Raw genomic sequence first — 25,398 nt, 5'->3', positions numbered from 1 at the left:
ATTTTTTTCAGGTATAAGTAAACTAACTATAATAGGTCATGTTGATAAGGAGTAATTGTATGAGCATTCAACTTGAGCAGTACTTTAATCAAGCAGTAGAACGAGCAAAACAAATGATTATGGATGACATTGATCATTACCTCGAACAACAAGAGACAATGCCTTCATTTGAACGATATGTGCGTGAACGAGGTCAATTTATTGAGCAAATATGGCTAAATGCTTGGCTAAACACTGCCATCCATGCGTCTATTTCCGAGAAAAAAGCTTATTTAGTTCAGCATGGTTTTGAAGTAGAAGATGTTAGTAAAAAACTTCTGAATAAACAATTTCGATCAGAGATTCGTCACGTTAAGCCCTTTGATTTAGTGAGTTGGCTTGAGGGTACATTCTCAAATCATCCGAAAGAATGGGAACAAAAATATCAGACAGCAAGGAATGAGTATGAAACGCGAATTAAGAAGCAGGAGGAACGCGAAACAAAAAGAAAATTCCTGCTAAGACTGAACTTTTATCTAAACGAAATATTAGGAGATCATTACGAGGAGCTCTATTTAAGGTGTCGTTATTTGCTCGGAAGTCATTTAGCGATTGAGATTGATAAAAAAGGAATGATTTTATCTTCTAATGATGTAACTTTTGCTTCCTATTTATATGAAGAAACAGAACTTGCCCATAATCGTTATTTTTATCAAGAAGACTTGATTGAGCAGTATGAGGATCTTATATTGCAAAATCTTATGGATTTTGGGCCAAATTGGCTTAAGTCTCACCTTCCGAAACATATGTTCGATGAATGTGAAAAGAGCTATCAAGAACCATTAACTAGTACATTTCTACAGGAAGTTGCATATGAGAATTTTTTAGACATACGTGAGGACTTATTTGAAGATCTATTAGAAGAGTATGTGTCTGACCTTGTGAAGCTTATTGATATACCTTTTGACCTGGAAACACATCGAGCCTTATTGGAAAAAGATATTACCGAGCGAAAAGAACGGACTGAAAAAGAAAAAGAGGAGTTAAGGCGTCAAAAAGAAGAAGAACTGCGAATGATTGAGGATATTTTCGGACGTGCTTATCATTTATCACCGGGAAGAAACATTCAGTACGTTCTTCATGTTGGAGAAACCAATACTGGAAAAACGTTTCAAGCAATACAGAGAATGAAAGAAGCTAGTAGCGGGATCTATTTAGCTCCATTACGTTTATTAGCACTTGAGATATACGAAACATTAAATGAAGAAGGTATTGCTTGCAACTTAAAAACAGGGGAAGAAGAAAAAGTGGTAGAGGGTGCGAGACATCTTTCTGCTACTGTAGAAATGCTACGAGAAAAGGATTTTTACGAAGTAGTTGTCATTGATGAAGCCCAGATGATTTCGGATAAAGACCGAGGCTTTTCATGGTATAAAGCCATTACCTCTGCTAATTCAAAAGAGGTTCACATTATTTGTAGTTTCCATGCAAAACTGATGATTTTACAGTTACTAGGTAACTCGGATGTAGAAGTCCACGAATATCATCGAGATATACCACTCGAGGTAGAGCCACAGCTTTTTCGTCTAAACCAAACGCGAAAAGGGGATGCACTTGTTTGCTTCTCAAGAAGAAGAGTGCTTGAAACAGCATCCGAGCTGCAAAGGAGTGGACGTCGGGTCAGCATGATCTACGGCAGTATGCCACCAGAGACACGAAAAAAACAGATACAACGCTTTAATGAAGGAGAAACGACTGTTATCGTAGCGACCGATGCAATTGGTATGGGGCTTAATTTACCTATAAGACGAATCGTGTTTTTAGAAAATGATAAGTTTGACGGAACGAGAAGAAGGTTGCTAACATCACAGGAAGTGAAGCAAATAGCAGGACGGGCAGGTAGACGAGGAATTTATGATATAGGAAAGGTTGCATTTACGAGTGACATCAAAACCATGACCCGTCTCTTGGAACAAGAGGATGCCCCACTCGAGGGCTTTGCCATTGCACCAACCAATGCGGTTCTCGAACGCTTTCAGAAATACTCACGGAAAATGAGGATGTTTTTCTACCTCTGGGATCAATTCAAAAGTCCAGAAGGTACTAAAAAGGCAAGCCTTGATGAAGAACGATTGCTGTATGAACTAGTTGAAGATACTATCATTGAAGCCAAACTTTCATTACCTGACCTATATGGCTTTTTACATTTACCCTTTTCATCAAATGAACCATCACTACGAGCTCAATGGAAAAAAACGCTTGAAGCAATCGTTGATGGATTCCCGCTTCCTGATCCGATTCTTAAAGATTCTGGATTAGAAGAGCTTGAACTCTCCTATAAAGCAGTCGGTTTACATTTATTATTTCTCTATAAAATTGGAAAACAGACAGAGGCACACTATTGGGAAAGGGTAAGGGAGGAGATCAGTGATAAAATCCATGAACAACTAAAGACTGGAATCCATCCCGCCAAACGAGTATGTAAGCGCTGCGGGAAGAACCTACCAATCGGCTTTTCATTCGCCATTTGCAACGAGTGTTATTTCGAACGTCCGAGAAGACCGTAAGAGCATGTACGATATATAAAGAAGAGTAGCTTTCGGGCTACTTTTTTTATGTAGTATTGTTATCGGAATAATGCCATAATGCCTTGATAGGCAAAGTACAAGCCAAAGCCAACTAATGATAAACCTGATAAAATGGAAATCCAAATGAGAACAATACTATTTAAAAACTTTCGAAATACAGTCGTAAGCGCTGCTACAAAAAGATCCCAAAGGGTCAGACCAATGAAAATCATAGAACTATAAATTAGCAATTCACCCGTGCCATTTTCTTGCGCAGTTTTAGCCAAGATCGAGCCATAAATACCAAGCCAAAATAAAATCGATAGAGGACTCGTTATCGACATAATAAATCCTGTCAGAAAGCATCTAAAGAGTGACTCTCTTTCGCGTTTGTATTCTAATTCAAGTGAATTCGCTCCAAGCATACTTTCAATACCCGAATATAGAAGAATAAAGCCGCCGAATAACCATAAAAAGACTTGTACCGGTGGTATTTCAAGAAAGTGTACCAACCCTAAATAAACAACTAGCATAAAGATTGCATCTGCAATCATTGAGCCGAAACCAACTACCCAAGCATGCCAAAATCCATTTTTAATTCCCTTATCCAATCTTGCTGAATTAACTGGCCCAATAGGAGCTGCAAGGGTCAAACCCAAAATAATATAACTTATCAAAATCGTAACACTCAAATGCACTCACTCCATTACATAAAGATACAACTTGTACATTTTATGAAAAACTATTGAACGTATTACTGTTTGTCCAATAAAAATCAAGATTTTATATCAATGGCAAAATCACATTACACAAATAGAACGCTTTTTGTAAATTTTTAAAAAGTTTTGTAAAAAAATGAAACCTTTTGGCTAAGACCGTCGTCTTATTGTTTAGGGATAAATTTGGATTTTTTTACATTTTTATAGTAATTTGTAATCCATAGATTTATAGATTAAGAAATTCAAAATTAACCCAATGAAATGAAAACTCTAGGGGGAAGTATGTTGAAGAAAAAGAAGGTTTTGATTTGGGTATTCTCGATTTTAGGTGTGTTAGTCCTCACTGTTGGTGCAGTGGCCTTTTTCATGAAGGAAAAAAGTGTTGCATCCGTTGGAGAACAAATCGAAGAAGTCAACGTAGCCGTACAAAAAGCAAAAGAACAGGAGTTAGTTGAAACCATTTTAGTTACGGGTGAAATTGTACCGGAAGGAGAACAAAAAGTATTCATCAACCCTGAGTATGGGGAAATTAGTGAATATAAGGTAGAAGAAAACCAGACGGTGAAAGCTGGTGATCCACTATTTGTCTACGACTCTTCAAAATTAGATACTGAGCTTGCCCGTGCGACTAGAGAAAGAGACTTAATTCAGGTCAGAGCAAACACCGAACAAAGTCAAATTAAGGCGCTAGGCAAACGGATTGAGGAAGCGAAGAAGACTTTGGCTGCACAAAAGAACAAGCCTAAAACTGAAACTGTTGAAACAGAAGAGGGAACGGAAGAGGTAGTAGTAGAAGAAGTTCCTGTAGAAGATGTGAATCAGCTAACAAGCGAAAAGGTACAGATGGAGTTACAGTATGAAAATACAAAATCTGAAATTACCGCTGCAAACGAAAGAATTACTGAAATCACCAATCAGAAAAAAGACATGACGATTAGTAGTAAAATTGACGGAATCATTGTCAAGATAAATAAAAACATTGCAACAACTGAAGCGGGTGCCTCAGAGCCTGTTATACATATCATTTCAAACAAACCGTATAAAGTCATTGGTACCATGAGCGAGTTTGATGCAGTTAAAATCCAACAAGGACAAGAAGTCATTGTTCGTCCTAAAGTGTACAAGGATCGTGAATGGAAAGGTGTAGTCGAATCAGTTTCTCAATTCCCGGATGGGAGTGGAGGAGGAGAAGGTGATATTTATGGTATGGGTGGCGGAAATGTTACCATGTATCCTTTCAAAGTGGGTATTACAGATGATACAACTGAATTACGCCACGGTTTTCACGTTTCTTTAGAAGTACGTATACCTGGGACTGAAGTCCTACCAATTGTGCCACACACTGCTATTTTAGATGAAGGTGGAGTTGCCGTTGTGTATGTCTTAGCTGATGGAATCTTACAAAGACGTGAAGTTCAAACAGGTTCAATGAACGATGAGTTTATTCAAATATCTGAAGGTATTTCAAAGGATGAACTTGTTGTAATAGCACCATATGAAGGTTTGTATGACGGAATGGAAGTGACCTCCTTTGATGAAGTTGAGTAAGATTACTAAGGTATATGGGAATGGGGCTATGCAGGTCCCTGTTCTGCACGGTATTGATTTAACAATTGAAGATGGAGAATTCATCGCTATCATGGGACCATCTGGATCAGGAAAATCAACCTTGATGAATATTATCGGATTTTTAGATACACCGACTTCAGGGACGTTTGAATTAAACGAGGAAAAAGTCGGCCTAGCGAAAGATAATAAACTAGCCAAATTACGTAATGAACATGTCGGTTTCGTTTTTCAGCAATTCTTTCTGTTACCTCGGCATAATGCACTTAAAAATGTCGAGTCACCATTAATTTATGCTGGAGTACCAAAGCGGGAACGTACGGAAAGAGCGAAACAAATGTTGGACAAGGTAGGGCTTGCAGACCGAGTAAAGCATTTGCCGAATCAGTTATCAGGAGGACAGAAACAAAGGGTGGCGATTGCTAGAGCTCTCGTAAACAATCCTTCTATCGTTTTAGCAGATGAACCTACTGGTGCGCTTGACTCCAAAACGAGTGAACAAATAATGGAGCTCATGGTCAATCTCAATAAAGAGGGCCGAACTGTCATCATTGTTACACATGAGGAAGAAGTGGCAGCATATGCAAATAGGGTTATCACATTAAAAGATGGTTTGATAACGGATGATCAGAGGAGAAGTCTATGAGTCTATTAGAAAGCTTTAAAGTAGCATTATCCTCGATATGGAATCATAAAGTTCGCTCTATTTTAACGATGCTTGGGATTATCATAGGTGTTGCTGCTGTTATCATTATTGTTGCAATCGGCCAAGGCGCAAAAACGAAAATGACAGAAGAACTTTTTAGTCTCGAGAAAAATGCAGTTGATATTTGGTATCAACCAATGCCTAAAGAAGGGGAAGAAGAATCCGAGATGTTCTGGATGGAACCCGAGCTTACATCTGAAGACGTCGATACCCTTTCTGCAGTAGCTGGAGTAAAAGCTGTAATTGCTACCAATCAAGGTTGGGGACCCATGACGTACAATGATAAACAGGGTGAAATGGAAATTACCGGAGTTGGACCTGAGTTCTTTTCAGCAAGGGATATTCAAATCGTTGAAGGACGTCCTATCAACGCACGTGATAATGATGGAAGAAACCGTGTTGTCATGATTGATACAGTAGCACGTGAAAAATTCTTCTCAAACAAAGAGGATATAATCGGTGAGATAGTGGATCTTAATGGAAATCCATACAAGCTTGTTGGTGTCTATGAATCTCCAATTCCTGAACAATACCGATATAATGAATCAGGAGAAATGCTCATGCCACGAGGGGTTATTTCAATGATGTTCGGCAATAGGGAGATTGAACGGTTGGCTATTATCGCAGATGACCCTGAACGAATTTCTGAAATAGGACGTTCAGCTGCAGATGCACTAACAGCAGCAAAAAAACTTGAAGATGGTATGTATACAGTTAATGACTTCTCGGATTATGAGGAGGAAGTTGATACAGTCATTACCATTATGACCTTAGTCATCGGTAGTATTGCTGGTATTTCCTTATTAGTTGGCGGAATTGGTGTGATGAACATTATGCTCGTTTCTGTCACTGAAAGAACAAGAGAAATTGGCCTTCGTAAAGCACTTGGGGCAACTCGAGGTCGAATTTTACTTCAATTCCTAATCGAGTCAATGACCTTAACGTCTTTAGGTGGATTGATTGGCATCGGATTAGCGACGTTAGGAACAATCATCGTTTCAGAGTTCGCACCGATATCTGCAACGGTAAGCCCATTGATTGTATTAATCGGTGTTGGTTTTTCAGCGTTTATCGGAATTATTTTTGGTATTCTTCCAGCAAACAAGGCATCTAAACTAAGTCCAATTGACGCTTTGAGGTATGAATAAAATTTTTGAACAGGGAGGCAAACCTTCCTGTTTTTTCTAGTTTTTTGAAAGTATAATAGAAGTATCTTGGTAAAAACACATGGATAAGGAGAGTGGAAATATGATACATGAAAAGTTTGATATACCCTTTAACAATGAAAATGCTATATTACATACTTATCTACTGGATAACTCACCGAGTATCGATGCGGAACGGAAACGACCAATGATTGTCATTTGTCCTGGAGGAGGCTATCAATTTACTTCAGATAGAGAAGCGGAGCCTGTGGCAATACAACTACTAAGTCAAGGATTCCATACCTGTATTCTACGCTACAGTGTTGCCCCTGCCGTCTTTCCTACGTCACTCTGTCAACTGGCAAGTGTAGTAGGAATGATTCGTGAAAATGCAGATAAATGGAATGTCGACTCTGAAAAAATCATTGTAATGGGCTTTTCAGCTGGAGGTCATTTATCAGCGAGCCTAGGAGTATTCTGGAACAATGAATTCCTGGTAGAACAGCTTCCTTATACAAATGAACAAATGAAACCAAATGGATTAATTTTAAGTTATCCTGTTATTTCATCAGGAGAACATGCACATGAGGGAAGCTTCAAGGCTCTCTTAGGTGAACAACATGAACAAGCGGATCTACTAGAATATGTATCTCTCGAAAAACAAGTTAGTCATGAAACACCACCAACATTTTTATGGCATACGGGTACAGATGCATCCGTCCCGGTGGAAAACAGCATGGTATTTGCCCAAGCTCTATTAAAAAACAAAGTGCCAATGGAGTTGCATATCTATCCAGAGGGTGCACATGGATTGTCACTTGGAACAGAAGAAACACAGGCAAAAGGGAAAGACTCCCATATTCAACCAGAAGTAGTGAATTGGATTGAGATGGCAGGAAGATGGGTAAAGGGGTTATAGAAAGTGAAAAACGTTACTGCTAAGAAGTGTTAATATAAGACATAATTATTAGTAAAACAACTGTCTTCGTTTTGAGCGTTTCGTTAAGAAGGAATTTATCCTTAGGATTTTAGGTAATTATGACCTGAAAAGATGTTTAGTATTTCATTAATTATAGGTATAATTAACTAATGAAAACAAACATCATTTTCCTTAAGTGACGAGAGGCTGACTTACACAATGCGTTTAATAAATATTGAGAGTTGCCATTCCGGTCTTATACTGGGGCAGTCAATCTATAACGAAAAAGGGACTGTTCTGTTAGCTAAAGGGACGGAACTAACAGAAATCTACATACAAAAGCTTCAAAAATATAATATTCATACTCTATATATAGATGACGGTGTATCAGAGGGTATTGACATTATTGAATCATTTCCTGAGGCGTTACGCGTGGAAGCAATCAATAACATTACCGAAGGGCTCCATACGATCGCTGATTTACAGTCTGAAAAACCAACACTTCAAAAGATGATGAATTCTAGTAATGCGATTAGAGGCTTTCAGAAGGTTTTTCGAGAAATCTTACAAACGTTAAAAGAGAACAAAACCGCACTAAATTTATTAGCTTCTACAAAAGTCTATGATAACTATTTGTATACGCATAGTGTGAACGTAGCCATATATGCCTGTCAACTGGCCTTAGCAAATGGTTTACCACTAAAAAATGTAGAAGAAATTGGTCTAGGTGCCATTTTACATGACGTAGGAAAATTATCTGTTCCGATTGAAATTCTTAATAAACCAGGAAAACTAACAAATGAAGAATATGAGATTGTAAAGTCACACTCAACTACTGGATTTGAGCTATTAAGGAGAATACATGAAATACCGTTACTTGTATCACATTGTGCACTACAACACCATGAACGAATAGACGGTAAAGGATATCCAAGAGGTTTAGAAGGAGACAATATTCATCCATACTCTAAAATCATCAGCGTGGCAGATGTATTTGACGCTGTTACAAGTCAACGAACCTACCGTAGACCCCTTCTCCCCCATGTAGCAATGGAACTCCTTTATAGTGGAAGTGGGACACAATTCGATACGCATCAAGTTCGATTATTCAAAGAAGGCATAGCTATTTATCCAGTGGGAATAACCGTAAAATTAAATGACGGACGAACTGGAATCGTATCAAATTATAATTATAGCGCAGTGGGACGACCAGAAATTAGGATTATCAAGGATGAAGAGAACCAAACGATATCACCATATGAAATTGATTTAGCTGCGTTTGATTGTTTACGTATTGAAATCATTGAGGCAGACGCGTTACTTTATTAATTGGATTTTACGGCTTCGAGAATATTCTCGGGGCTTCTTTGTTAGCTGATGGCTAGCTATTTTAAGATTCTATAACAATAGCCACAAGTGTAAATATAAGGAAAAACTCTTTTAAATGAAACTTATTTCCTTGTTTATTCGTATTACGTTACATACATGTTTTTTAATGAGAGTTTATCATAATGATGTAAATATCCACGATGAATCTTATACTTCTTAAGGTAAATAATAGATTCAAATTGAACAGGAGGGCCATTATGGGAATTATTAAAGCAGCAGTCGGTGCAGTAAAAGGGAATTTAGGAGATCAATGGCTTGAGGTTATCGAGCCACAGGCGATGAGTGACACTACCGTCATGTCAGTTGGTGTAAAGGTACGTGCCAAAGATCGTCGTAATCAAAATTTTAAAGGGACCGATTCGACAATTTCGAATGGTTCAATCATTCATGTGTATCCAAATCAGTTTATGATTTTAGTGGATGGTGGAAAGATTGTCGATTATACAGCTGAAGAAGGTTATTACCAAGTAGTAAACTCTTCACAACCTTCATTATTTAATGGCCAGTTTGAAGAGGCTTTATATGAAACGTTTAACCGTTTTAAGTTTGGCGGTGTACCCTCAACTTCTCAAAAAGTCTATTTTATCAACCTACAAGAAATCAAAGGGATAAAATTTGGAACTCGTAATCCAATCAATTATTTTGACAATTTTTATAATGCCGAGTTATTTTTGCGTGCTCACGGAAGTTATTCGATTAAAATTACGGATCCAATTAAATTTTTCATGGAAGCCATCCCACGTAATAAGTCAAATGTCGATATCACTGATATTAATAGCCAGTATTTATCTGAATATATGAATGCCTTGCAGACAGCCATCAATAAAATGTCTGCAGATGGGATTAGAATTTCACATGTTTCTTCAAAAGGGATGGAACTTGCTAAGTATATGGCTGAAGTCCTAGATGAGGATTGGACACGTATGCGAGGAATGCAGATTGAATCGGTGGGTATCAACAGTATATCGTATGATCCAGAATCACAAAAACTCATCAACATGCGAAACCAAGGTGCGATGCTCCAAGACGCATCTGTTCGTGAAGGCTATGTACAAGGCGCAATAGCACGTGGTTTGGAAGCAGCGGGATCCAATGAGGCTGGTTCAATGCAAGGGTTTTTAGGCATGGGAATGGGTATGCAAGGTTCAACTGGTTTTATGGGCGCTGCTTCTGAAACAAATCGTAAGCAAATGCAACAACAAGCGGAACAACAACAGAAGCAACAGCAAAATCAAGAAGTAGCAAACCAAAATCAATGGAAATGCTCTTGTGGACATACCAATACTGGCAATTTTTGTTCAGAATGTGGGACACCAAAGCAGGAAGCTAAAACAGATACGTGGAAATGTCAATGTGGTCAAGAAAATAGCGGGAAGTTTTGTTCAAATTGTGGAAATAAAAAGCCCGAGGAATTAACGTGTAATAATTGTGGATTTAAACCTTCAGATCAAAACGCAAAATTCTGTCCAGAGTGTGGGACACGTTTCGAACACTAATATTTACGTTCATCTTTTCAAAAAAGCAACCATATACGAAAGAATAAGAGGTGATATGGGTTGGGGGTTGTTGTATACAAATGCATAAACTGCGGGGGACCACTTGCATTCAAGGCCGACACACAAAACTGGACCTGTGATTATTGTTTAAGTGAATTTACAGAAGAAGACGTAAAGAATTTTATTAACAATGAAAAGGCAGAGGAAGAAGCAGAGGTAAGTAAAGAGGCTCTGCATCATGCCAAAGAACTAGACCAAGAATTTAATGAAAAAGCAACAGGTTACACGTGTAGCAGTTGTGGAGCAGAAATTGTTACCGATGATACGACTGCTGCAACATTTTGTTATTATTGCCATAATCCAACGATTATCCCTAGACAACTAGAGGGGGAGTACCGCCCTGAAATGGTTATTCCTTTTAAACTTGACCGCAAAAGGGCAGAGGAATTATTCGTCCAATGGTGCAAAGGAAAACCTTTACTTCCAAAGTTCTTCACTTCAAATTCACAGCTCGAAAAACTATCAGGAATCTATGTTCCATTTTGGTTGTTTGATAGTAACACAGCTGGAAAGATTGAAGGAGAAGCGAGAAGAGTTCGCACCTATACAAGAGGAGATACGAGGTATACGGAAACTAAATATTATAAAGTCATGCGCGAGGGCAAAGCGATATTCCGCGATGTACCAGCAGATGGTTCAAAAAAAATGGATGATAAACTAATGTCCATTCTTGAGCCCTATGATTATAAGGATTTGACAGACTTCTCAATGTCATATTTATCAGGCTTCTTTGCTGAAAAATATGATATGAACCAAAATGATGTCTATGGTAGAATTTCGAATGTACTTCGAGATAATTTAGGTACTTTACTCCAGGGCACCATTCATGGGTATAGCGGGGTTTCAATTCACAATACGAACGTAAAACTATCGAATGTCAAGGCGAAGTATGTGTTACTGCCTGTTTGGATGTTTACCTATCAATTTAAAGGCAAGACCTATATATTTGCGATGAATGGTCAAACCGGAAAAATTGCTGGAGACTTGCCAATAAGCATCGGTCGAGCAAGTAAGTGGTTTGGTATGATTTCAGCAAGTGTCTTTGCAGTCCTTTCGTTAGGGGGCTTATTCATATGGTAAAGAAAAAAGTCCTTTTATTACCTTTATTCTTCCTCATCCTGCTTAGCTTTGCGACACTTGCATTTGCGAACACAGAATTGGTTTTTGACGAGGCTAGCTTATTTTCTGAAACAGAAAAGGTTGAACTACAGGAACATGCTAGTCGATTGATTGAACAATACCAAATGGATATCCGCATTGTTACGACTAATGACAGCGAAGGTAAGTCAGCTGGCCAGTATGCTAGTGATTTTTATGATCAACACGGGTTCGGATATGAAGGAACTGCTGATGGAATTTTATATCTAATCGACATGGATAATCGCGAAGTGTATATCTTTACGAGAGACCGCATTGTAGACTATTTTCCAGACAGTACTGTCGAACAAATCCTCGATCACGTCTATCCATATTTAACAGATGAAGCATTTGGTGAAAGTGCAAAAGCGTTCTTAGTTGATTTAGAACGAACGATGGAAGCAGGAATTCCTGAGTCTGAATTTGAAGGGTCTTCACCTTCTGGAGGCTATTCCCATTCTGATGGTTATACTTCTACTGCAACTAGTTCATCGGATGGTGAATTACTGAAAGAACTTCTACTATACTTGGCTATCGCGATAGCCATTGGCGTTATTTCAGTAGGTGTCATGGCAATGTATAATCGAGGTCGCTCTACAACAACGGCGAATACCTATCTACAGTCAAATACATTTGCTGTAACCAATAAAATGGATCGTCATTACAACACGCGAGTCACCCAGCAAAAAATCCAAAGAAATACAAATAGTGGTGGAGGTGGCTCCTTTTCCGGCGGTGGCGGTGGTAGATCTGGCGGCGGAGGTAGAGGGTTTTAACTTAGCCATAATTCAGTTATCAAAAGAATAGGTCCAATCCATGACATTATATGGATTGGACCTATTCTTTATTTTAAAAACATCTTAATTTTCTTAAGACCATCCTTTACATTAGGATATCTAAATGGAATATCAAATCGTGTTGTTTGCTTTAAGACACTTTTTTTATGAGAAAAGGTATCAAAACTTCCTTTTCCATGATAGGATCCAATCCCGCTAATCCCAACACCTCCAAAAGGCAAATGTGGTGAAGCAAAATGATAGACCGTATCATTTATACAACCTCCGCCAAAGGAAACACTGTTTAACATCTTTTGTTGTACGGATTGGTCTTCTGTAAAAATGTAGAACGCAAGAGGCTTCGGATTCCTGTGAATTTCGTTCACGACATCCGATAGATTGTCATACTCAAGCACTGGGAGTATCGGTCCAAAAATTTCATCCTCCATTACCGGATCATCCCATGTGATATTCGTTAAAACTGTTGGTTCAATCACCAATTCATCACGATTTGTACTACCGCCTATATAAATATCACCATTCGTTAAAAAGGAGTTCAATCGTTCAAAATGTCTATCACTCACAATATGGGTGAAATCAGGATTATGCAACGGCTGTTCTCCATATAATTCTGTGATTGTCTCTTTAAACTGTTTTAAAAATCTATCTTTAATGCTTTTATGTAGATAAAGATAATCAGGGGCAATACAAGTCTGACCAGCATTCGTGAACTTTCCCCACGCAATTCGTTTTGCAGCGAGCTTTATATTGGCATCCTCGTGAACAATACAAGGACTTTTTCCACCTAACTCCAGGGTGATGGGTGTCAGATTTTTAGTGGCTGCTTCCATAACAATCTTACCAACCGGGACACTACCAGTGAAAAAGATGTAATCAAACTTTTCATTTAGGAGAGCTTGACTTGTCGTAACACCACCTTGAACAACCGCAATATACTCTTCGGGAAAGAGATTATGAAGCAAGTCACCAAGAAGTTCAGATGTTTTTGGTGTCAATTCAGATGGTTTAATTACCGCACAGTTCCCGGCAGCAATGGCTCCTATTAAAGGTGCGATTGCTAATTGAAAGGGATAATTCCACGGAGCAATTATTAATGCTGTCCCATAAGGTTCTGAATAGACATAACTAGTAGAACCGATATGAGTCATTGGCGTTTTCACTTTTTTGGGTTTCGCCCATGAACGCAATTGACTAATGGTAAAACGTAATTCCGCCAGTACAAATCCAATCTCAGCGGTATAAGCTTCAAACTCGGCTTTATTTAAATCAATACGTAATGCTTCCACAAGTAATTTTTCATGATTAATAATTGCCATTCTTAATTTCTGCAAAGCATCTATTCTAAAATCAATATTTTTCGTCTTATCTGTTCTAAAAAACGCTTTTTGTTTCTCGATAAGTGAATGATAGTTTTCCAAATGTATAACCCCCTTGCATATTACGCCTTTATTGCTTTAATCAGATGTAATAAATCCTCTTTATATAGAATCTTTGGAACAGGGTAGAGCGGATTCGCTTCTTTTAAAGCTCGTTCAATTAATAATGGGATATCACGTTCAATAATACAATTTACCTTTGAAGGGATTTCCATTCGTTCATTAAGATCCCTGATTGCTTTAATAAACTTCGATGCCTTCTGACTAGTCGAATCAGATGGTTCACATACGCCAACTACGTCGGCTAACTCTGCCAAAGGTTTATGAACAGACTCCCCATAATACTCAAGAACATAAGGTAATATAATAGCATTTGCGAGTCCATGAGGTAGACCGTAACTACCACCCAATGTATGTGCGATTGCATGTACATATCCAACATATGCACGAGTGAAAGCCATACCCGCGTAATAGGCTGCTTTTTGCATATTCTTACGAGCATTCATATTTTCGCCGTTTGTATAAGCTTCATATAAGTTATCGAAAATTAGTTTAACGGCATCAACACTCCATTGTCTAGTTTCTTTTGTGTTACTTCTGCCAATATACGACTCAACCGCATGTGTTAGTGCATCGATTCCCGTTGTTGATGTGATATGCGACGGAAGTCCAACTGTGAGAGTAGGGTCAAGAACGGCAAAATGAGGGATAAGTGATGTATCCATAATTGCGTATTTTTCAAGCGTTCTGCTGTCAGATATAACTGCTGCAAGCGTTGCTTCACTACCAGTACCAGCAGTTGTGGGTACCGCAAATAATGGCGGCATTTTTTTCAGAACCTTCAATACACCTTTCATCTGGTTAATGGTTTTTTTCGGTCTCGCCAGACGTGCGCCTACACCTTTAGCACAATCAATCGGTGATCCTCCACCAAAGGCCACAATACCTTGACAATCATTGGTTTTATAGAGCTGTAAAGCCTCATCAATATTATCTATCGTAGGATTTGGAACTGTTTTATCGTAGATCACAAACTCAATTTCTTCACTGCGTAAGTTCTCAAGGAAGTCATTCATTAGTCCTACTGCGATGATGCCCTTATCCGTAACAATTAAAGTACGATTAACACCTTGGTTTTTGATTACCTTAGGCAGTTTAGAGAGACTATTTTCACCTTCTATTAATTCTGGCTCACGCCAAGGTAAAAATCGGGAAGACATCCTCATGATACCTTGATAGCTTCTGCAATACATTTTATACATACAAACCCTCATTTCGTTAATGGAATAGTAGCTAATTAATATGTCATAACAATCATTCTTTTTTATGGATAACCGTGAATAAGAATCTTACTACTATAATAATAGATTAACAATATTTAACATAGAGATCTTTTTATAAATTCTACGAGAAAAGGAGGGAAGTTGACTAAAAACCATCAAATACTAGCTGAAAACTCTTACATATTATATGATAGGGAAGAGGAAGATAGAAAAATTATTGATATGTTGAAAAAATTTGTTAACCATTCGAAAGCGAGGGAATATGATGTATCCAACTATTCTTAGACATCCTGGACCTACTCCAATCCCTAAAAAAGTGGAATTAGCTATGTCCCAGGATATGTTTAGCCACCGTACAGAAGAATTTGTAAACCTGTACAGAGACGTTACAGAACGTGTAAAACCTTTCTTCGGAACAAACCAAGATATTTTACTTCTCCCATCAGGAGGGACGGCAGCGTTAGAAGCAGCTGTGGTTAATACGGTTGCTCCTGGAGAAGAAGTAGTCGTCATCACTGTTGGTGCTTTTGGTGATTATTTCGTTTCAATCTGTGAAAAGTACGGCCTACAAGTACATAAGCTTGAAAAAAAGTGGGGCGAAGCGTGTACGAAAGAAGACTTAGAAGCATTTTTGAAGCCGCTTTCAAATATCAAAGCCGTATTTGCTACGTATAATGAAACATCTACTGGAATATTAAATCCAATTGAGCAATTAGCAGAAGTGGTACATAACCATTCAGATGCTCTCTTTATTGTCGATGGAGTAAGTTGTATCGGCGGAGCACCTGCTGAAATGGACCAATGGGGAATTGATATATTAGTAACCGGTTCACAAAAAGCAATGATGCTTCCTCCAGGACTTTCTCTTATAGCCCTTAGTGAGAGAGCATGGATGATAATTGAGGCTAATCGTTCTAGTGCGTATTATCTAAATCTATTAAGTTATCGAGAGTGGGCAGAAAAAGGAATGACTCCAAACACCCCAGCTATTTCACTTATAATGGGACTTTCGGCTGTATGTGATTTAGTTGACGAGGAGGGGGGATTTGCAAAAACGGTAGAACGACATGAACTAATGAAGAACATGGTTCGCGAATCCATGAGAGCCCTTTCTATTGAACTATTAACTAGTGATGAATTCGCCTCACCGACTATAACTGCAATCCGTACCCCGGAAGGTTTGGATCTTGCAGAATATCTAGGACACCTTAAGAAGAAGTACCATCTTGATTTTGCCGGTGGCCTAGGGAATCTGCAAGGGAAAATATTTAGATTTGGTCATATGGGCTATTGTTTCCCAAGTGACGTCCTACAAGCTGTTTCACTCATGGAAGCAGGCTTGCAAGACTTTTCTTACCGATTTGAACCTGGTGCAGGAGTAAATGCCGCACAAAATGTATTCTTATCTTCACTTGGTAAATAAATAATAATGGCAAAACTGGAACCTTACGCAAAGCGTAGGGTTCTTTTTTATGGTTTTTTCTACTTTTATAGGGAAGGGGAGAGGAATCAAAAATACATTAGGATTAATGCATTTCATGCTTTGTTATTGTAGAAAAAGACGATGTTATATCACAAAAATATCGATAGTTACATATAGTTTTGCAGAATAACTTCTGCATTTAGTGATACTTGTATTATTTCCCGACTTTAATTTGAGTGATAAATTAAAGGATATCTATACCAAAAGCACATAAAAAACCGCTTATGTTCTATAGAGAGAGCTCTATAACATAAGCGGTTTTCGTACTAAGAGAGGTATGATTAATCAACCAGAATACTTCTTCGCAGTTGGTACTTGAAGAGATGCTCTTCGAACTAATCCAAAGTAGGAAAGGAGAGCTAGTAAACTAGTCGATAAAATAACAACACCCATCGGTATGGCTGAATATTCTCCTGCCACCCCAACAAGGGGGGATGTAATTGATCCTAGAACAAATGGTAGTAGCCCTAACAACGCGGAAGCACTTCCCGCAATATGACCTTGCGTTTCGATAGCTAATGCAAAGGAAGTTGTTGAGATAATACTAATCGAACACACTAAAAAGAAAATTGGAATCGCAACAGCAATAAGTGATGCCTTTAACAAAAGAGCTACTAATAAACAAGTTCCTGCTGTAGTGGAAAGAAATAATCCGAATTTCAAGAAGGTCTTCTCTGGAATTATATCTGCTAAACGGCCAACTAACTGCGTACCAATAATTAAACCCACACCATTTACTCCAAATAACAAACTAAATACTTGAGGTGAGACCCCATAAATATTCTGATAGACAAAAGGAATACCAGATACATATGCAAAAATACCCGCAACGATAAAACCTTGTGTAAGTGCATAACCAAGGAACTCTCGGTCTTTAAAAAGAGAACCAAAATTGTTAAGTACTTGTGCTAGATTACTGGGTACGCGTTTTTCAACCGGCAATGTTTCCTCAAGGTTAAAGGTAATGATAAGGAACAGTAGCAAGCCCACAACTGATAAAACAATAAATACACCTTTCCAATCCGTAAATGCAAGTACTCCGCCACCAGCAATTGGTGCGACAATAGGGCCAAGGTTACCAACCAACATTAATAATGAAAAGAACTTGGTTAATTCCCTACCGCTATATAGATCCCGAACAATCGCTCTAGAAATTACAAGTCCACCGGCTGCTGCAAATCCTTGTAGAAAACGACCTGTAATAAATAGATAAATAGATGGAGCAAAAGCGCAAATAACGGAAGCAATCAAATACATGATAAGAAAAATAAGTAATGGCTTTCGTCGACCTAGTACATCACTCATTGGGCCAATAATTAATTGCCCAACTCCTAGTCCTAGCAAACATGTCGTTAAACTGATTTGGACGAGTGATGCAGTCGTTCCATAATCCTCCACAATTGTAGGAAATGATGGTAAATACATATCAATTGTGAAGGGTCCTAGCAGTCCAAGTGACCCTAAGAGCAATGCAAGTTGTAAACGTTTCGTTCCTGTAGGTTTGTTCATGTAGTTTTCGCGCCTTTCTGTACAGTTATAAGAAAAATCCTACCCGTACACTACGTAGTATTTCCTTATAATAACAGCGACTAATTTATCGGTCAATTTTTAAGAACTTTCAGTTATTGGTGAAAATATCGAGACTGAATTAAGATAAGAAACATTCACAATTTCCTGATTGATTTAAGGAACACTTGTTCTTATAATAAATGCAAGGAACAAGTGTTCTGATTACAGGAGGAGTTGGTAAAATGAAGGAGAATAAAAGGAGAGAAAAGAGAAAAAGAACCTTAGAGTTTCATGAGATTATTCAATTATATGAGAATGGTTGTGAAACCTCTGAGATTGCAAAACTTGCTAATGTAACACCAAGATACATAAGTAAAATCCTTTCAGAACACAATGTAGACATGAGACCATTTGGTAGTTGGAAACGACAATATTCCCTTAATGAACATTACTTTAAGGAATGGTCGAATAATATGGCATATATCTAGGTTTTATGTTGGCGGATTGTTGTATTTCTGGTGCAACTCAAACTGTTACAATTTCTCAAAAAGAACCAGGGATTTTAGAAAAGATCAAAGTTGAACTAGGATCTAATTATCCATTACAACGAAATAAAAAGACAGGGGTATATCTTCTAAATCTCAACAGCAAAATTTTAAAGGAAGATTTAATCAATATACACGGAATTACACAAAACAAATCATTAACGGTAGATTTTCCCTTTGTTCCAGATGAATACCTAAATCATTTTGTTAGGGGCTATTTTGATGGGGATGGGAATATTTACACTAGAGGATATCTTGTAAGTTTTGTAGGTGGTTCTTTAAGTTTCATGAAAGATTTACAAGAGATTTTTGATGCTAAAGGTTTCGAACCCAGGGTTATTACTAAAGGAAGCTTCTACCGCTTATACATAAGTGGCCGAAAAACTATAAGAGAATTTTTCGACTGGATATATAAGGAAGCTGATATATATTCAGAAAGAAAATATGATAATTTTCCAGACAAAAATGAAAACGTTAACAACCTTACAAATTCTAAATTAAAGTATACAAAAGAGGCTGTTAGGAATAGAAAATTATCCTTTATAAAAGAATATGACTCAAGTAAATCTATAAATAAAGCTTGTGAAGCAGTCGGAATAAGAAAAAGTACCTACCAGAATTGGCTGAAAACTGATAATGAATTTAGTAAATTAATTGAACAATTAGCAGATTAATCGTAAAAGTATATTGTTCGTGATCAACAAATCGACTTAGCTAAGGTATTAATCCTGAATAGTAGCTCACTAAAAAAACGCCAAATTGGCGTTTTTTATATAGTACATATTTTAGCCTAAGAAAAGGTGGTGGGACTAGTTAGCGCTTAATTGAGTCTACATTTATTTTCTAGTAGACATAATATCTATTCTCAGAACTTAGTTAAAATGGCAAAATTATAACGTACATATGCTATAATGAATACGTAATTAAACAAGAACATCATACTTCACAATACATACGAATCAGTTTCAGAACGCGTTGTATCGGCAAAATTAGTTCAGGAGTTGATATATAATGCCTTATGAAAGTAAAATTAGACAACATAATGCGGATCGTGTTACAAAAAACACAACAGTTAGCCGCGCTTTGCTGCAACAAATAAAACAAATTGCAAATGACAAGCAAGTTCCATTTAATCAATTAATTGCTGACGGTATTGATTATGTATTAGAAACTTTTAAAAAACCAAAAGAATTTAAAGTCCCTGTGAAACCTAAGGATCGAATGCAAATGGGTACAACATTTAGTCATGCACAATACGAATTGCTAAAAGATCGTGCTCGTAAGCTCGATACGCACGCCAATACATTAATTGAAATTGGCATGGAATTTATTATTAAAAAATATCAATAATTCTACTATGTGCCCTCCCTCTTTTTTTACACTCTAGTTTACATAATGTAATTATGGTAACTTTCATTTTTGTTTTTTGTTTTATCCTGACCTATTTTAATAACTCATGAATTATCGTTAATTCACCCAAGAGCTCCTCTAACTCTTCATGACTAACTCTGACTGGTAACTGATCATTTAAGGTTATATAATGCTCCTGCTCTCCACTTTCGATTTCTTTATTTAGGTAGTTGCATATCTCCTTCAAGCTTTCCTTACTGATTACTGACTGTGTACTCAAATGCTTGAATTGCGTTAAAACAAATGAATCCTCTTCAATTTCTCCCACGATTAATCTATTTTCTTCCATCAAAATTTCCTCCTTACATAATATTAAATTGCTCCTCCTCCCTCCTATTTATTACACTGACTGTAATATTTATTGAAACTTTCTTTCTTTTCTAGTATGTTTTTTAATATCAGATATCGAAAGGATCGAGACCTACATGACAAAAAAGCTGTATTATGAAAATCCATACCTGACAAATTGGACAACTACGGTTACAAAAACGATAGAAAAAGATAACTTCTACTTCGTTACGCTTAAAGAAACAGCCTTTTATCCTGAAGGCGGCGGGCAACCCTCGGATTCTGGATTAATTGATACCATTCGGGTTTTAGATGTTTTTCAAAAGGACGGAGAAGTGTACCATAAACTCCCTCATCCCCTAGAAAAAGAAACGGTAGAATGTCAAATTGATTGGGAACTAAGATATGATCATATGCAACAACATACAGGGCAACACTTACTATCGGCAATATGTATTGATGAATACGATGCACATACATCAAGCTTCCATTTAGGCAAGGATAACGTAACTATTGATTTAAGTGTTCCAGAATTCAGTGACGAACAGCTTAAACATATCGAAAATCAGGTAAATAAGGAAATATTTGCTAACCGAGACATCAACACATATTTTGTTACTAAAGAACAAGCAGGAACCCTTCCCTTGCGAAAAATGCCTGAAGTTGAGGGGAATGAAATTAGAATTGTTGAAATAGATGGGATTGATACATCGGCATGTGCTGGTACACACGTATCAAGAACAGGTGAATTAGGGATAATGAAGCTATTGAAAACGGAAAAAAGCAAAGGAAATACACGCGTATCCTTTATCTTCGGTGGTCGTGCTCTAAAGGATTACCAAACAACACATACGATATTAACATCCCTAGCAACTCAACACAGCACAAACCGTGAGGGTCTCGCTGAAAAAATTGCAAAGATAGAAATTGAAAATAAACACTATCAGAAAGAAATTGAGGAGTTAAAAGAGAAACTTAATCAGTTTCTTGCTCAGGAACTTATTCAAACACATGAAGGATCCATTATTAGCAAATCTTTTGAGGATAAATCATTGAAAGAACTTCAAGGAATCGCTAAACAAATCCACGAAGCAACAAATCAATGTGTCATTTTTACTACGACACATGAGAATAAGCTTCTAATCTCACATAGTGGATCGTTTCCAGTACAATGTGGTCAATTATTCAAACAGGAATTAAAGAGTTATAATGGCAAAGGTGGAGGCAATAATACTACTGCTCAAGCAGCATTCAGTAACTCAAAAGACATGGAAGCATTTAGAGATTTTTTAGAAACAACAGTAAGAGAATCGTTATAAGAAAAAGCTACCTTGTTAGGTAGCTTTTTCTTATATTTTATTCGATTTAAGGCCCAAATTGATAACACCAGCTTTTGTTAGTGAGTCATAAAGAATAACAAGTAGCGGTCCGAGTAAAAGGCCTATGATTCCTATAATCTTAAATCCTAAATACATACTGATTAATGCAGCAAGCGCACTGATTCCAAAGTTCTGTGAATACACTTTTGGTTCAATGATTTTACGAATCACGGTAATTAGTATAAATAGTATCAGTAACCCTATTCCAAGCTTTGTATTGCCATTAATTAATACGAAAATGGCCCAAGGAACGATAAATGAACCTGTACCTAAAATAGGTAGTAAATCTACAAGAACAATGAGCAACGATATTATTATCAGGTAGTTTACATCTAATATCCAAAGCCCAACATACGTAATTACAAAAGTCACACCACTTAAAACAATTTGAGCTTTAATAAACCCAACAAATATTTTTTTCAATTGAGTGGTTACTATTTTCATCTTCTCAATAGAACTATCCTGTAGCATCGCTTTAAACTTATTTTTAATAGCAGGAAAATCGTTCATAAAAAGAAAGGCTGCTACTAGGTACACAATAAGCTCTAATAATAACTCCGGAAGACTCGAGACAAAACTAAAAGTCCCTTCTGTTATATTTCTTGCAGCAACAATTAATAAGTCCTGAAAGGAATAAAGGGTATTCATGATCGAATCCATAACTTCCTTTGGTAATCCCTCGAAGTACGTCTCGAATTTTTGGAAGGTCTCCATGATTTGATCAGTATCAATACTTGATATGTAGAAAGGTATATTTTTAACGATTGTAATCAATTGATTGATTATCACGTTGATGAGTAAATATGCCAAAAATAACACAAAAACCATGAAAACAACAAATGTAACCGTCACTGAATAGATTCGTTTAAACCGGTATTTTGTAATTAACAAATTAACTACTGGCTCTAATAAAAGAGCAGTCAGAAAAGCTAAGATTAACGAAATGGACATTGGTAATAAATACAATAAAACACCTGCAGCAATAACTAGGAGAATATTTCTTTTATTAATATATTTTTTTACCATTTTCTATATATTACCTACTCTCTTCTAAATCCAATTATATATATAATTATTGTACAGGAAAGTAGGCATATTTAAAATATAAATATTTTTCAAAATAAAGACATTTACGTTGACAATTATTACTTTTATTACAAAAAAACAGCTACCAACAAGTAGCTGTTTTTCATTTTATTTTGGTTGATTATTGGCTTCTTCATTTGTGATAATCCAGGAATCGATGACTTCACCCGCTTCATCAGTATCAACCACAAATGAACCATTACTGTATCGATCATTTGGACGTAACGACTTTGTTTCAATTGATTCGACTTTTCCATTCTGTGTTTTTATGAACAGTTCATCTAATTCTGAAACAAAATGGACTCCTGCAATGCGATGTGGATGATTCTTAAGCTCACGAAGCATGACCAATCCCCGTTTAGCTCTTGTTGCTTTTTCGAATTCTGTAATCTTCATTTTCTTGACTGCACCACGTTGTGTAACAATACTGAACTCCGCTGGTTCCGACGGTGGAACAACAAAACCAGCAGCAACGTGATCGCCTTCCTTAAGGTTAATACCTTTAACCCCTGCTGCTCTCGCACCTACTACATTTACCTCTTCTTCTCCAAACCAAAGCCCATATCCTAGATGAGTAACTAAAAAGACATCCATATTTCCATTTGTAATGTGAACATTAACTACCTCGTCATCATTTTTCAGATTTATCGCGACGAGTGGTTTTGAATATCGTTGAGCTTTATATAAAGAAAGCTCAGACTTTTTCACCATACCGTTTTTCGTTACAAATAGGAGATATTCTGGTAACTCAAAATTCGTAACCGGGTATGCCTCAATGATGGATTCATCACGATCGATGCTGATAATATTGGCAACGTGTTGACCAAGATCTTTCCATCTGATGTCTGGTAGCTCATGCACAGGAATATATAAATAGTTCCCTTTGTTTGTAAAGAGCAATAACGTGTCAGTTGTGTTAATCTCAAACTTTCTCAATAATCGATCCGTGTCCTTCATACCGAAATCAAGTCCATTTGAAGCGGCATAGGAGCGAGGGCTTGTTCGTTTTACATATCCATCCTGTGTTACTGTAACAATTACATCCTCGGACGGAATAATAACCTCTAGATTAATCTTAATTTCTTCTATCTCATCCTCTATTTTTGAACGTCGACTATCTGCATATGTCTTTTTCACACGCTTTAAATCTGTTTTTATGACCTGTAGAAGCTTGCTTTCATTTTGAAGAATTTCTACTAGTTCATTTATTTTCTGATTTAATTCATCGAATTCCTGCTGTAGTGCTGTGATGTCTGTATTGGTTAAGCGATATAATTGTAAAGAAACAATCGCTTCAGCCTGTGGTTCTGTAAAACCAAATTTTGTGATTAAATTGTTCTTTGCGTCTTTCTTATCATTGGATGCACGAATCGTAGCGATTACTTCATCCAAGATTGATAATGCCTTAATGAGCCCTTCAACAACATGCTGTCGGTCACGAGCCTTTTCCAATTCAAATTGAGAGCGATTCGTGATTACTTCTTTTTGATGATTAATATATGCATCTAAGATTTTCGGTAGAGTCATCAAAACTGGTCTTCTGTCTAAAATGGCAACCATATTAAAGTTATAGGTTATTTGAAGATCAGTATTTTTATAGAGGAAATGTAAGACCCCATTAGCATCGGCATCTTTCTTAAGTTCGATGACGATTCTTAAGCCAGTACGGTCCGTTTCATCACGAACTTCACTAATCCCTTCTACTTTTCGATCTAAACGAATCTCGTCAATCTTTTTAACCATGTTGGCTTTATTCACTTCGTATGGAATTTCTGTAACAACAATCTGTTGTCTTCCACCACGTAGATTTTCAATCTCCGCTTTTCCTCGTACAATTATTTTACCTTTTCCAGTTTCGTACGCTTTCTTAATGCCTTCAATCCCTTGAATGATTCCACCTGTTGGAAAATCAGGACCTTTAATCACTTGCATAAGATCATCGACAGTTGAATAAGGTTGGTCGATTCGCTTAATTACTCCGTCAATAACCTCACCAAGGTGATGAGGCGGAATATCGGTTGCATATCCTGCAGAGATCCCAGTTGAACCATTAACGAGCAAATTTGGAAAACTAGCTGGTAAAACGAGTGGCTCGTTACTTGTATCATCAAAGTTTGGTATGAATTCAACCGTATTCTTTTCAATATCACGTAAGAGTTCAGAAGCAAGTTTTGATAGACGTGCCTCTGTATAACGCATAGCGGCAGGTGGGTCTCCATCGTTACTACCGTTATTACCATGCATTTCAATTAATACATTACGAACTTTCCAGTCTTGGCTTAGACGGACCATTGCATCGTATACTGAAGTATCTCCATGTGGATGATAGTTACCGATTACGTTACCTACTGTTTTAGCTGATTTACGGAACCCTTTGTCAGCTGTATTTCCCTCGACATGCATGGCGTAAAGAATACGTCTTTGAACGGGTTTTAAACCATCCCTTGCATCTGGTAATGCACGATCTTGAATAATATATTTACTATATCTACCGAAACGATCTCCAATTACTTCCTCAAGAGGCAAATCACGGTATTTCTCAGTTAATGACATTTATTG

Annotated in this window: 21 protein-coding genes; 14 read left to right on the top strand and 7 right to left on the bottom strand. The window is 37.2% G+C overall.

What is annotated here, in order from left to right:
- The first annotated feature begins 59 nt into the window (after positions 1–59).
- A complete protein-coding gene (locus tag CZ490_RS05510; protein ID WP_077617958.1) occupies positions 60–2,546 on the top strand; it encodes a DEAD/DEAH box helicase in 2,487 nt (828 codons plus the stop codon).
- A gap of 59 nt (positions 2,547–2,605) precedes the next feature.
- Here CZ490_RS05510 and CZ490_RS05505 read toward each other — a convergent pair whose 3' ends face one another.
- Positions 2,606–3,238: a LysE family transporter gene (locus CZ490_RS05505; RefSeq protein WP_077617957.1), complete on the bottom strand. Its 633-nt coding sequence runs from the start codon at positions 3,236–3,238 to the stop codon at positions 2,606–2,608.
- A gap of 312 nt (positions 3,239–3,550) precedes the next feature.
- Between CZ490_RS05505 and CZ490_RS05500 the strand changes: the two genes are divergently transcribed.
- The 8 genes from CZ490_RS05500 to CZ490_RS05465 all read left to right on the top strand — a co-directional run bounded on the left by CZ490_RS05500 (position 3,551) and on the right by CZ490_RS05465 (position 12,459).
- A complete protein-coding gene (locus tag CZ490_RS05500) occupies positions 3,551–4,813 on the top strand; it encodes an efflux RND transporter periplasmic adaptor subunit (protein WP_077617956.1) in 1,263 nt (420 codons plus the stop codon).
- Positions 4,797–5,477 (top strand): ABC transporter ATP-binding protein, encoded by a 681-nt coding sequence (locus CZ490_RS05495; RefSeq protein WP_200801548.1) that lies wholly within the window; start codon positions 4,797–4,799, stop codon positions 5,475–5,477. The genes CZ490_RS05500 and CZ490_RS05495 overlap by 17 nt, the downstream gene beginning before the upstream one ends.
- Positions 5,474–6,685, top strand: coding sequence for an ABC transporter permease (locus CZ490_RS05490; RefSeq protein WP_077617955.1), 1,212 nt, complete (start codon positions 5,474–5,476; stop codon positions 6,683–6,685). The genes CZ490_RS05495 and CZ490_RS05490 overlap by 4 nt, the downstream gene beginning before the upstream one ends.
- 100 nt (positions 6,686–6,785) lie before the next feature.
- The gene (locus CZ490_RS05485) at positions 6,786–7,601 is read left to right on the top strand and encodes an alpha/beta hydrolase (protein ID WP_077617954.1); all 816 of its coding nucleotides are present in this window, start codon (positions 6,786–6,788) and stop codon (positions 7,599–7,601) included.
- A gap of 219 nt (positions 7,602–7,820) precedes the next feature.
- A complete protein-coding gene (locus CZ490_RS05480) occupies positions 7,821–8,930 on the top strand; it encodes an HD-GYP domain-containing protein (protein ID WP_077617953.1) in 1,110 nt (369 codons plus the stop codon).
- Between the two features lie 257 nt (positions 8,931–9,187).
- Positions 9,188–10,486 carry an SPFH domain-containing protein gene (locus CZ490_RS05475; protein ID WP_077617952.1) on the top strand — a complete coding sequence of 433 codons (1,299 nt, stop codon included), beginning with the start codon at positions 9,188–9,190 and terminating at the stop codon, positions 10,484–10,486.
- Between the two features lie 60 nt (positions 10,487–10,546).
- On the top strand, positions 10,547–11,626 hold the full coding sequence (locus CZ490_RS05470) for a TFIIB-type zinc ribbon-containing protein (RefSeq protein WP_077617951.1): 1,080 nt from the start codon (positions 10,547–10,549) through the stop codon (positions 11,624–11,626).
- Positions 11,620–12,459 carry a TPM domain-containing protein gene (locus CZ490_RS05465; RefSeq protein WP_077617950.1) on the top strand — a complete coding sequence of 280 codons (840 nt, stop codon included), beginning with the start codon at positions 11,620–11,622 and terminating at the stop codon, positions 12,457–12,459. Before CZ490_RS05470 ends, CZ490_RS05465 begins: the two co-directional genes overlap by 7 nt.
- Before the next feature lie 68 nt (positions 12,460–12,527).
- Here the strand turns inward: CZ490_RS05465 and CZ490_RS05460 are convergent, their stop codons facing one another.
- Positions 12,528–13,898, bottom strand: coding sequence for an aldehyde dehydrogenase (locus CZ490_RS05460; RefSeq protein ID WP_077617949.1), 1,371 nt, complete (start codon positions 13,896–13,898; stop codon positions 12,528–12,530).
- A 20-nt stretch (positions 13,899–13,918) separates the two neighbouring features.
- On the bottom strand, positions 13,919–15,118 hold the full coding sequence (locus tag CZ490_RS05455) for an iron-containing alcohol dehydrogenase (RefSeq protein ID WP_077617948.1): 1,200 nt from the start codon (positions 15,116–15,118) through the stop codon (positions 13,919–13,921).
- Positions 15,119–15,404: 286 nt separating this feature from the next.
- On the opposite strand from CZ490_RS05455, the gene CZ490_RS05450 reads away from it, so the two are divergent.
- Entirely contained in the window at positions 15,405–16,562 is a 1,158-nt protein-coding gene (locus CZ490_RS05450; RefSeq protein ID WP_077617947.1) for a pyridoxal-phosphate-dependent aminotransferase family protein, read from the top strand.
- 345 nt (positions 16,563–16,907) lie between these two features.
- Here CZ490_RS05450 and CZ490_RS05445 read toward each other — a convergent pair whose 3' ends face one another.
- Positions 16,908–18,131, bottom strand: a complete 1,224-nt coding sequence (locus CZ490_RS05445; RefSeq protein ID WP_077617946.1) for a Bcr/CflA family multidrug efflux MFS transporter — start codon at positions 18,129–18,131, stop codon at positions 16,908–16,910.
- Positions 18,132–18,373: 242 nt separating this feature from the next.
- Here CZ490_RS05445 and CZ490_RS23045 point away from each other — a divergent pair, with 242 nt between their 5' ends.
- The 3 genes from CZ490_RS23045 to CZ490_RS05435 all read left to right on the top strand — a co-directional run bounded on the left by CZ490_RS23045 (position 18,374) and on the right by CZ490_RS05435 (position 20,026).
- A complete protein-coding gene (locus CZ490_RS23045) occupies positions 18,374–18,619 on the top strand; it encodes a hypothetical protein (RefSeq protein ID WP_327078400.1) in 246 nt (81 codons plus the stop codon).
- Positions 18,620–18,624: 5 nt separating this feature from the next.
- On the top strand, positions 18,625–19,350 hold the full coding sequence (locus tag CZ490_RS05440; protein WP_327078399.1) for an LAGLIDADG family homing endonuclease: 726 nt from the start codon (positions 18,625–18,627) through the stop codon (positions 19,348–19,350).
- A gap of 337 nt (positions 19,351–19,687) precedes the next feature.
- Positions 19,688–20,026, top strand: coding sequence for a hypothetical protein (locus CZ490_RS05435; RefSeq protein ID WP_077617945.1), 339 nt, complete (start codon positions 19,688–19,690; stop codon positions 20,024–20,026).
- A 91-nt stretch (positions 20,027–20,117) separates the two neighbouring features.
- On the opposite strand, the gene CZ490_RS05430 is transcribed toward CZ490_RS05435, so the two are convergent.
- Positions 20,118–20,375 (bottom strand): hypothetical protein, encoded by a 258-nt coding sequence (locus CZ490_RS05430; RefSeq protein WP_077617944.1) that lies wholly within the window; start codon positions 20,373–20,375, stop codon positions 20,118–20,120.
- Between the two features lie 136 nt (positions 20,376–20,511).
- Between CZ490_RS05430 and CZ490_RS05425 the strand changes: the two genes are divergently transcribed.
- A complete protein-coding gene (locus tag CZ490_RS05425; RefSeq protein WP_077617943.1) occupies positions 20,512–21,693 on the top strand; it encodes an alanyl-tRNA editing protein in 1,182 nt (393 codons plus the stop codon).
- Positions 21,694–21,723: 30 nt separating this feature from the next.
- Here the strand turns inward: CZ490_RS05425 and ytvI are convergent, their stop codons facing one another.
- Together ytvI and parC are read right to left on the bottom strand one after the other, a co-directional pair.
- Positions 21,724–22,779 carry a sporulation integral membrane protein YtvI gene (ytvI, locus tag CZ490_RS05420; protein ID WP_077617942.1) on the bottom strand — a complete coding sequence of 352 codons (1,056 nt, stop codon included), beginning with the start codon at positions 22,777–22,779 and terminating at the stop codon, positions 21,724–21,726.
- Positions 22,780–22,947: 168 nt separating this feature from the next.
- Positions 22,948–25,392: a DNA topoisomerase IV subunit A gene (gene parC, locus CZ490_RS05415; protein ID WP_077617941.1), complete on the bottom strand. Its 2,445-nt coding sequence runs from the start codon at positions 25,390–25,392 to the stop codon at positions 22,948–22,950.
- Positions 25,393–25,398 lie beyond the last annotated feature (6 nt).

Source organism: Litchfieldia sinesaloumensis (assembly GCF_900156865.1).
Classification (GTDB): domain Bacteria; phylum Bacillota; class Bacilli; order Bacillales; family Bacillaceae_L; genus Ferdinandcohnia; species Ferdinandcohnia sinesaloumensis.
The sequence above is the reverse complement of the archived record's forward strand: the minus strand, read 5'-3'. Positions and strand labels throughout refer to the sequence as shown.

Excerpts from the sequence above, each read along its gene's own strand:
- CZ490_RS05510 (WP_077617958.1), top strand. The coding sequence starts at position 60 with ATGAGCATTCAACTTGAGCAGTACTTTAATCAAGCAGTAGAACGAGCA.
- CZ490_RS05490 (WP_077617955.1), top strand. The coding sequence starts at position 5,474 with ATGAGTCTATTAGAAAGCTTTAAAGTAGCATTATCCTCGATATGGAAT.
- CZ490_RS05485 (WP_077617954.1), top strand. The coding sequence starts at position 6,786 with ATGATACATGAAAAGTTTGATATACCCTTTAACAATGAAAATGCTATA.
- CZ490_RS05480 (WP_077617953.1), top strand. The coding sequence starts at position 7,821 with ATGCGTTTAATAAATATTGAGAGTTGCCATTCCGGTCTTATACTGGGG.
- CZ490_RS05475 (WP_077617952.1), top strand. The coding sequence starts at position 9,188 with ATGGGAATTATTAAAGCAGCAGTCGGTGCAGTAAAAGGGAATTTAGGA.
- CZ490_RS05465 (WP_077617950.1), top strand. The coding sequence starts at position 11,620 with ATGGTAAAGAAAAAAGTCCTTTTATTACCTTTATTCTTCCTCATCCTG.
- CZ490_RS05455 (WP_077617948.1), bottom strand. The coding sequence starts at position 15,118 with ATGTATAAAATGTATTGCAGAAGCTATCAAGGTATCATGAGGATGTCT.
- CZ490_RS05450 (WP_077617947.1), top strand. The coding sequence starts at position 15,405 with ATGTATCCAACTATTCTTAGACATCCTGGACCTACTCCAATCCCTAAA.
- CZ490_RS05445 (WP_077617946.1), bottom strand. The coding sequence starts at position 18,131 with ATGAACAAACCTACAGGAACGAAACGTTTACAACTTGCATTGCTCTTA.
- CZ490_RS23045 (WP_327078400.1), top strand. The coding sequence starts at position 18,374 with ATGAAGGAGAATAAAAGGAGAGAAAAGAGAAAAAGAACCTTAGAGTTT.
- CZ490_RS05440 (WP_327078399.1), top strand. The coding sequence starts at position 18,625 with ATGTTGGCGGATTGTTGTATTTCTGGTGCAACTCAAACTGTTACAATT.
- CZ490_RS05435 (WP_077617945.1), top strand. The coding sequence starts at position 19,688 with ATGCCTTATGAAAGTAAAATTAGACAACATAATGCGGATCGTGTTACA.
- CZ490_RS05430 (WP_077617944.1), bottom strand. The coding sequence starts at position 20,375 with ATGGAAGAAAATAGATTAATCGTGGGAGAAATTGAAGAGGATTCATTT.
- CZ490_RS05425 (WP_077617943.1), top strand. The coding sequence starts at position 20,512 with ATGACAAAAAAGCTGTATTATGAAAATCCATACCTGACAAATTGGACA.
- ytvI (WP_077617942.1), bottom strand. The coding sequence starts at position 22,779 with ATGGTAAAAAAATATATTAATAAAAGAAATATTCTCCTAGTTATTGCT.
- parC (WP_077617941.1), bottom strand. The coding sequence starts at position 25,392 with ATGTCATTAACTGAGAAATACCGTGATTTGCCTCTTGAGGAAGTAATT.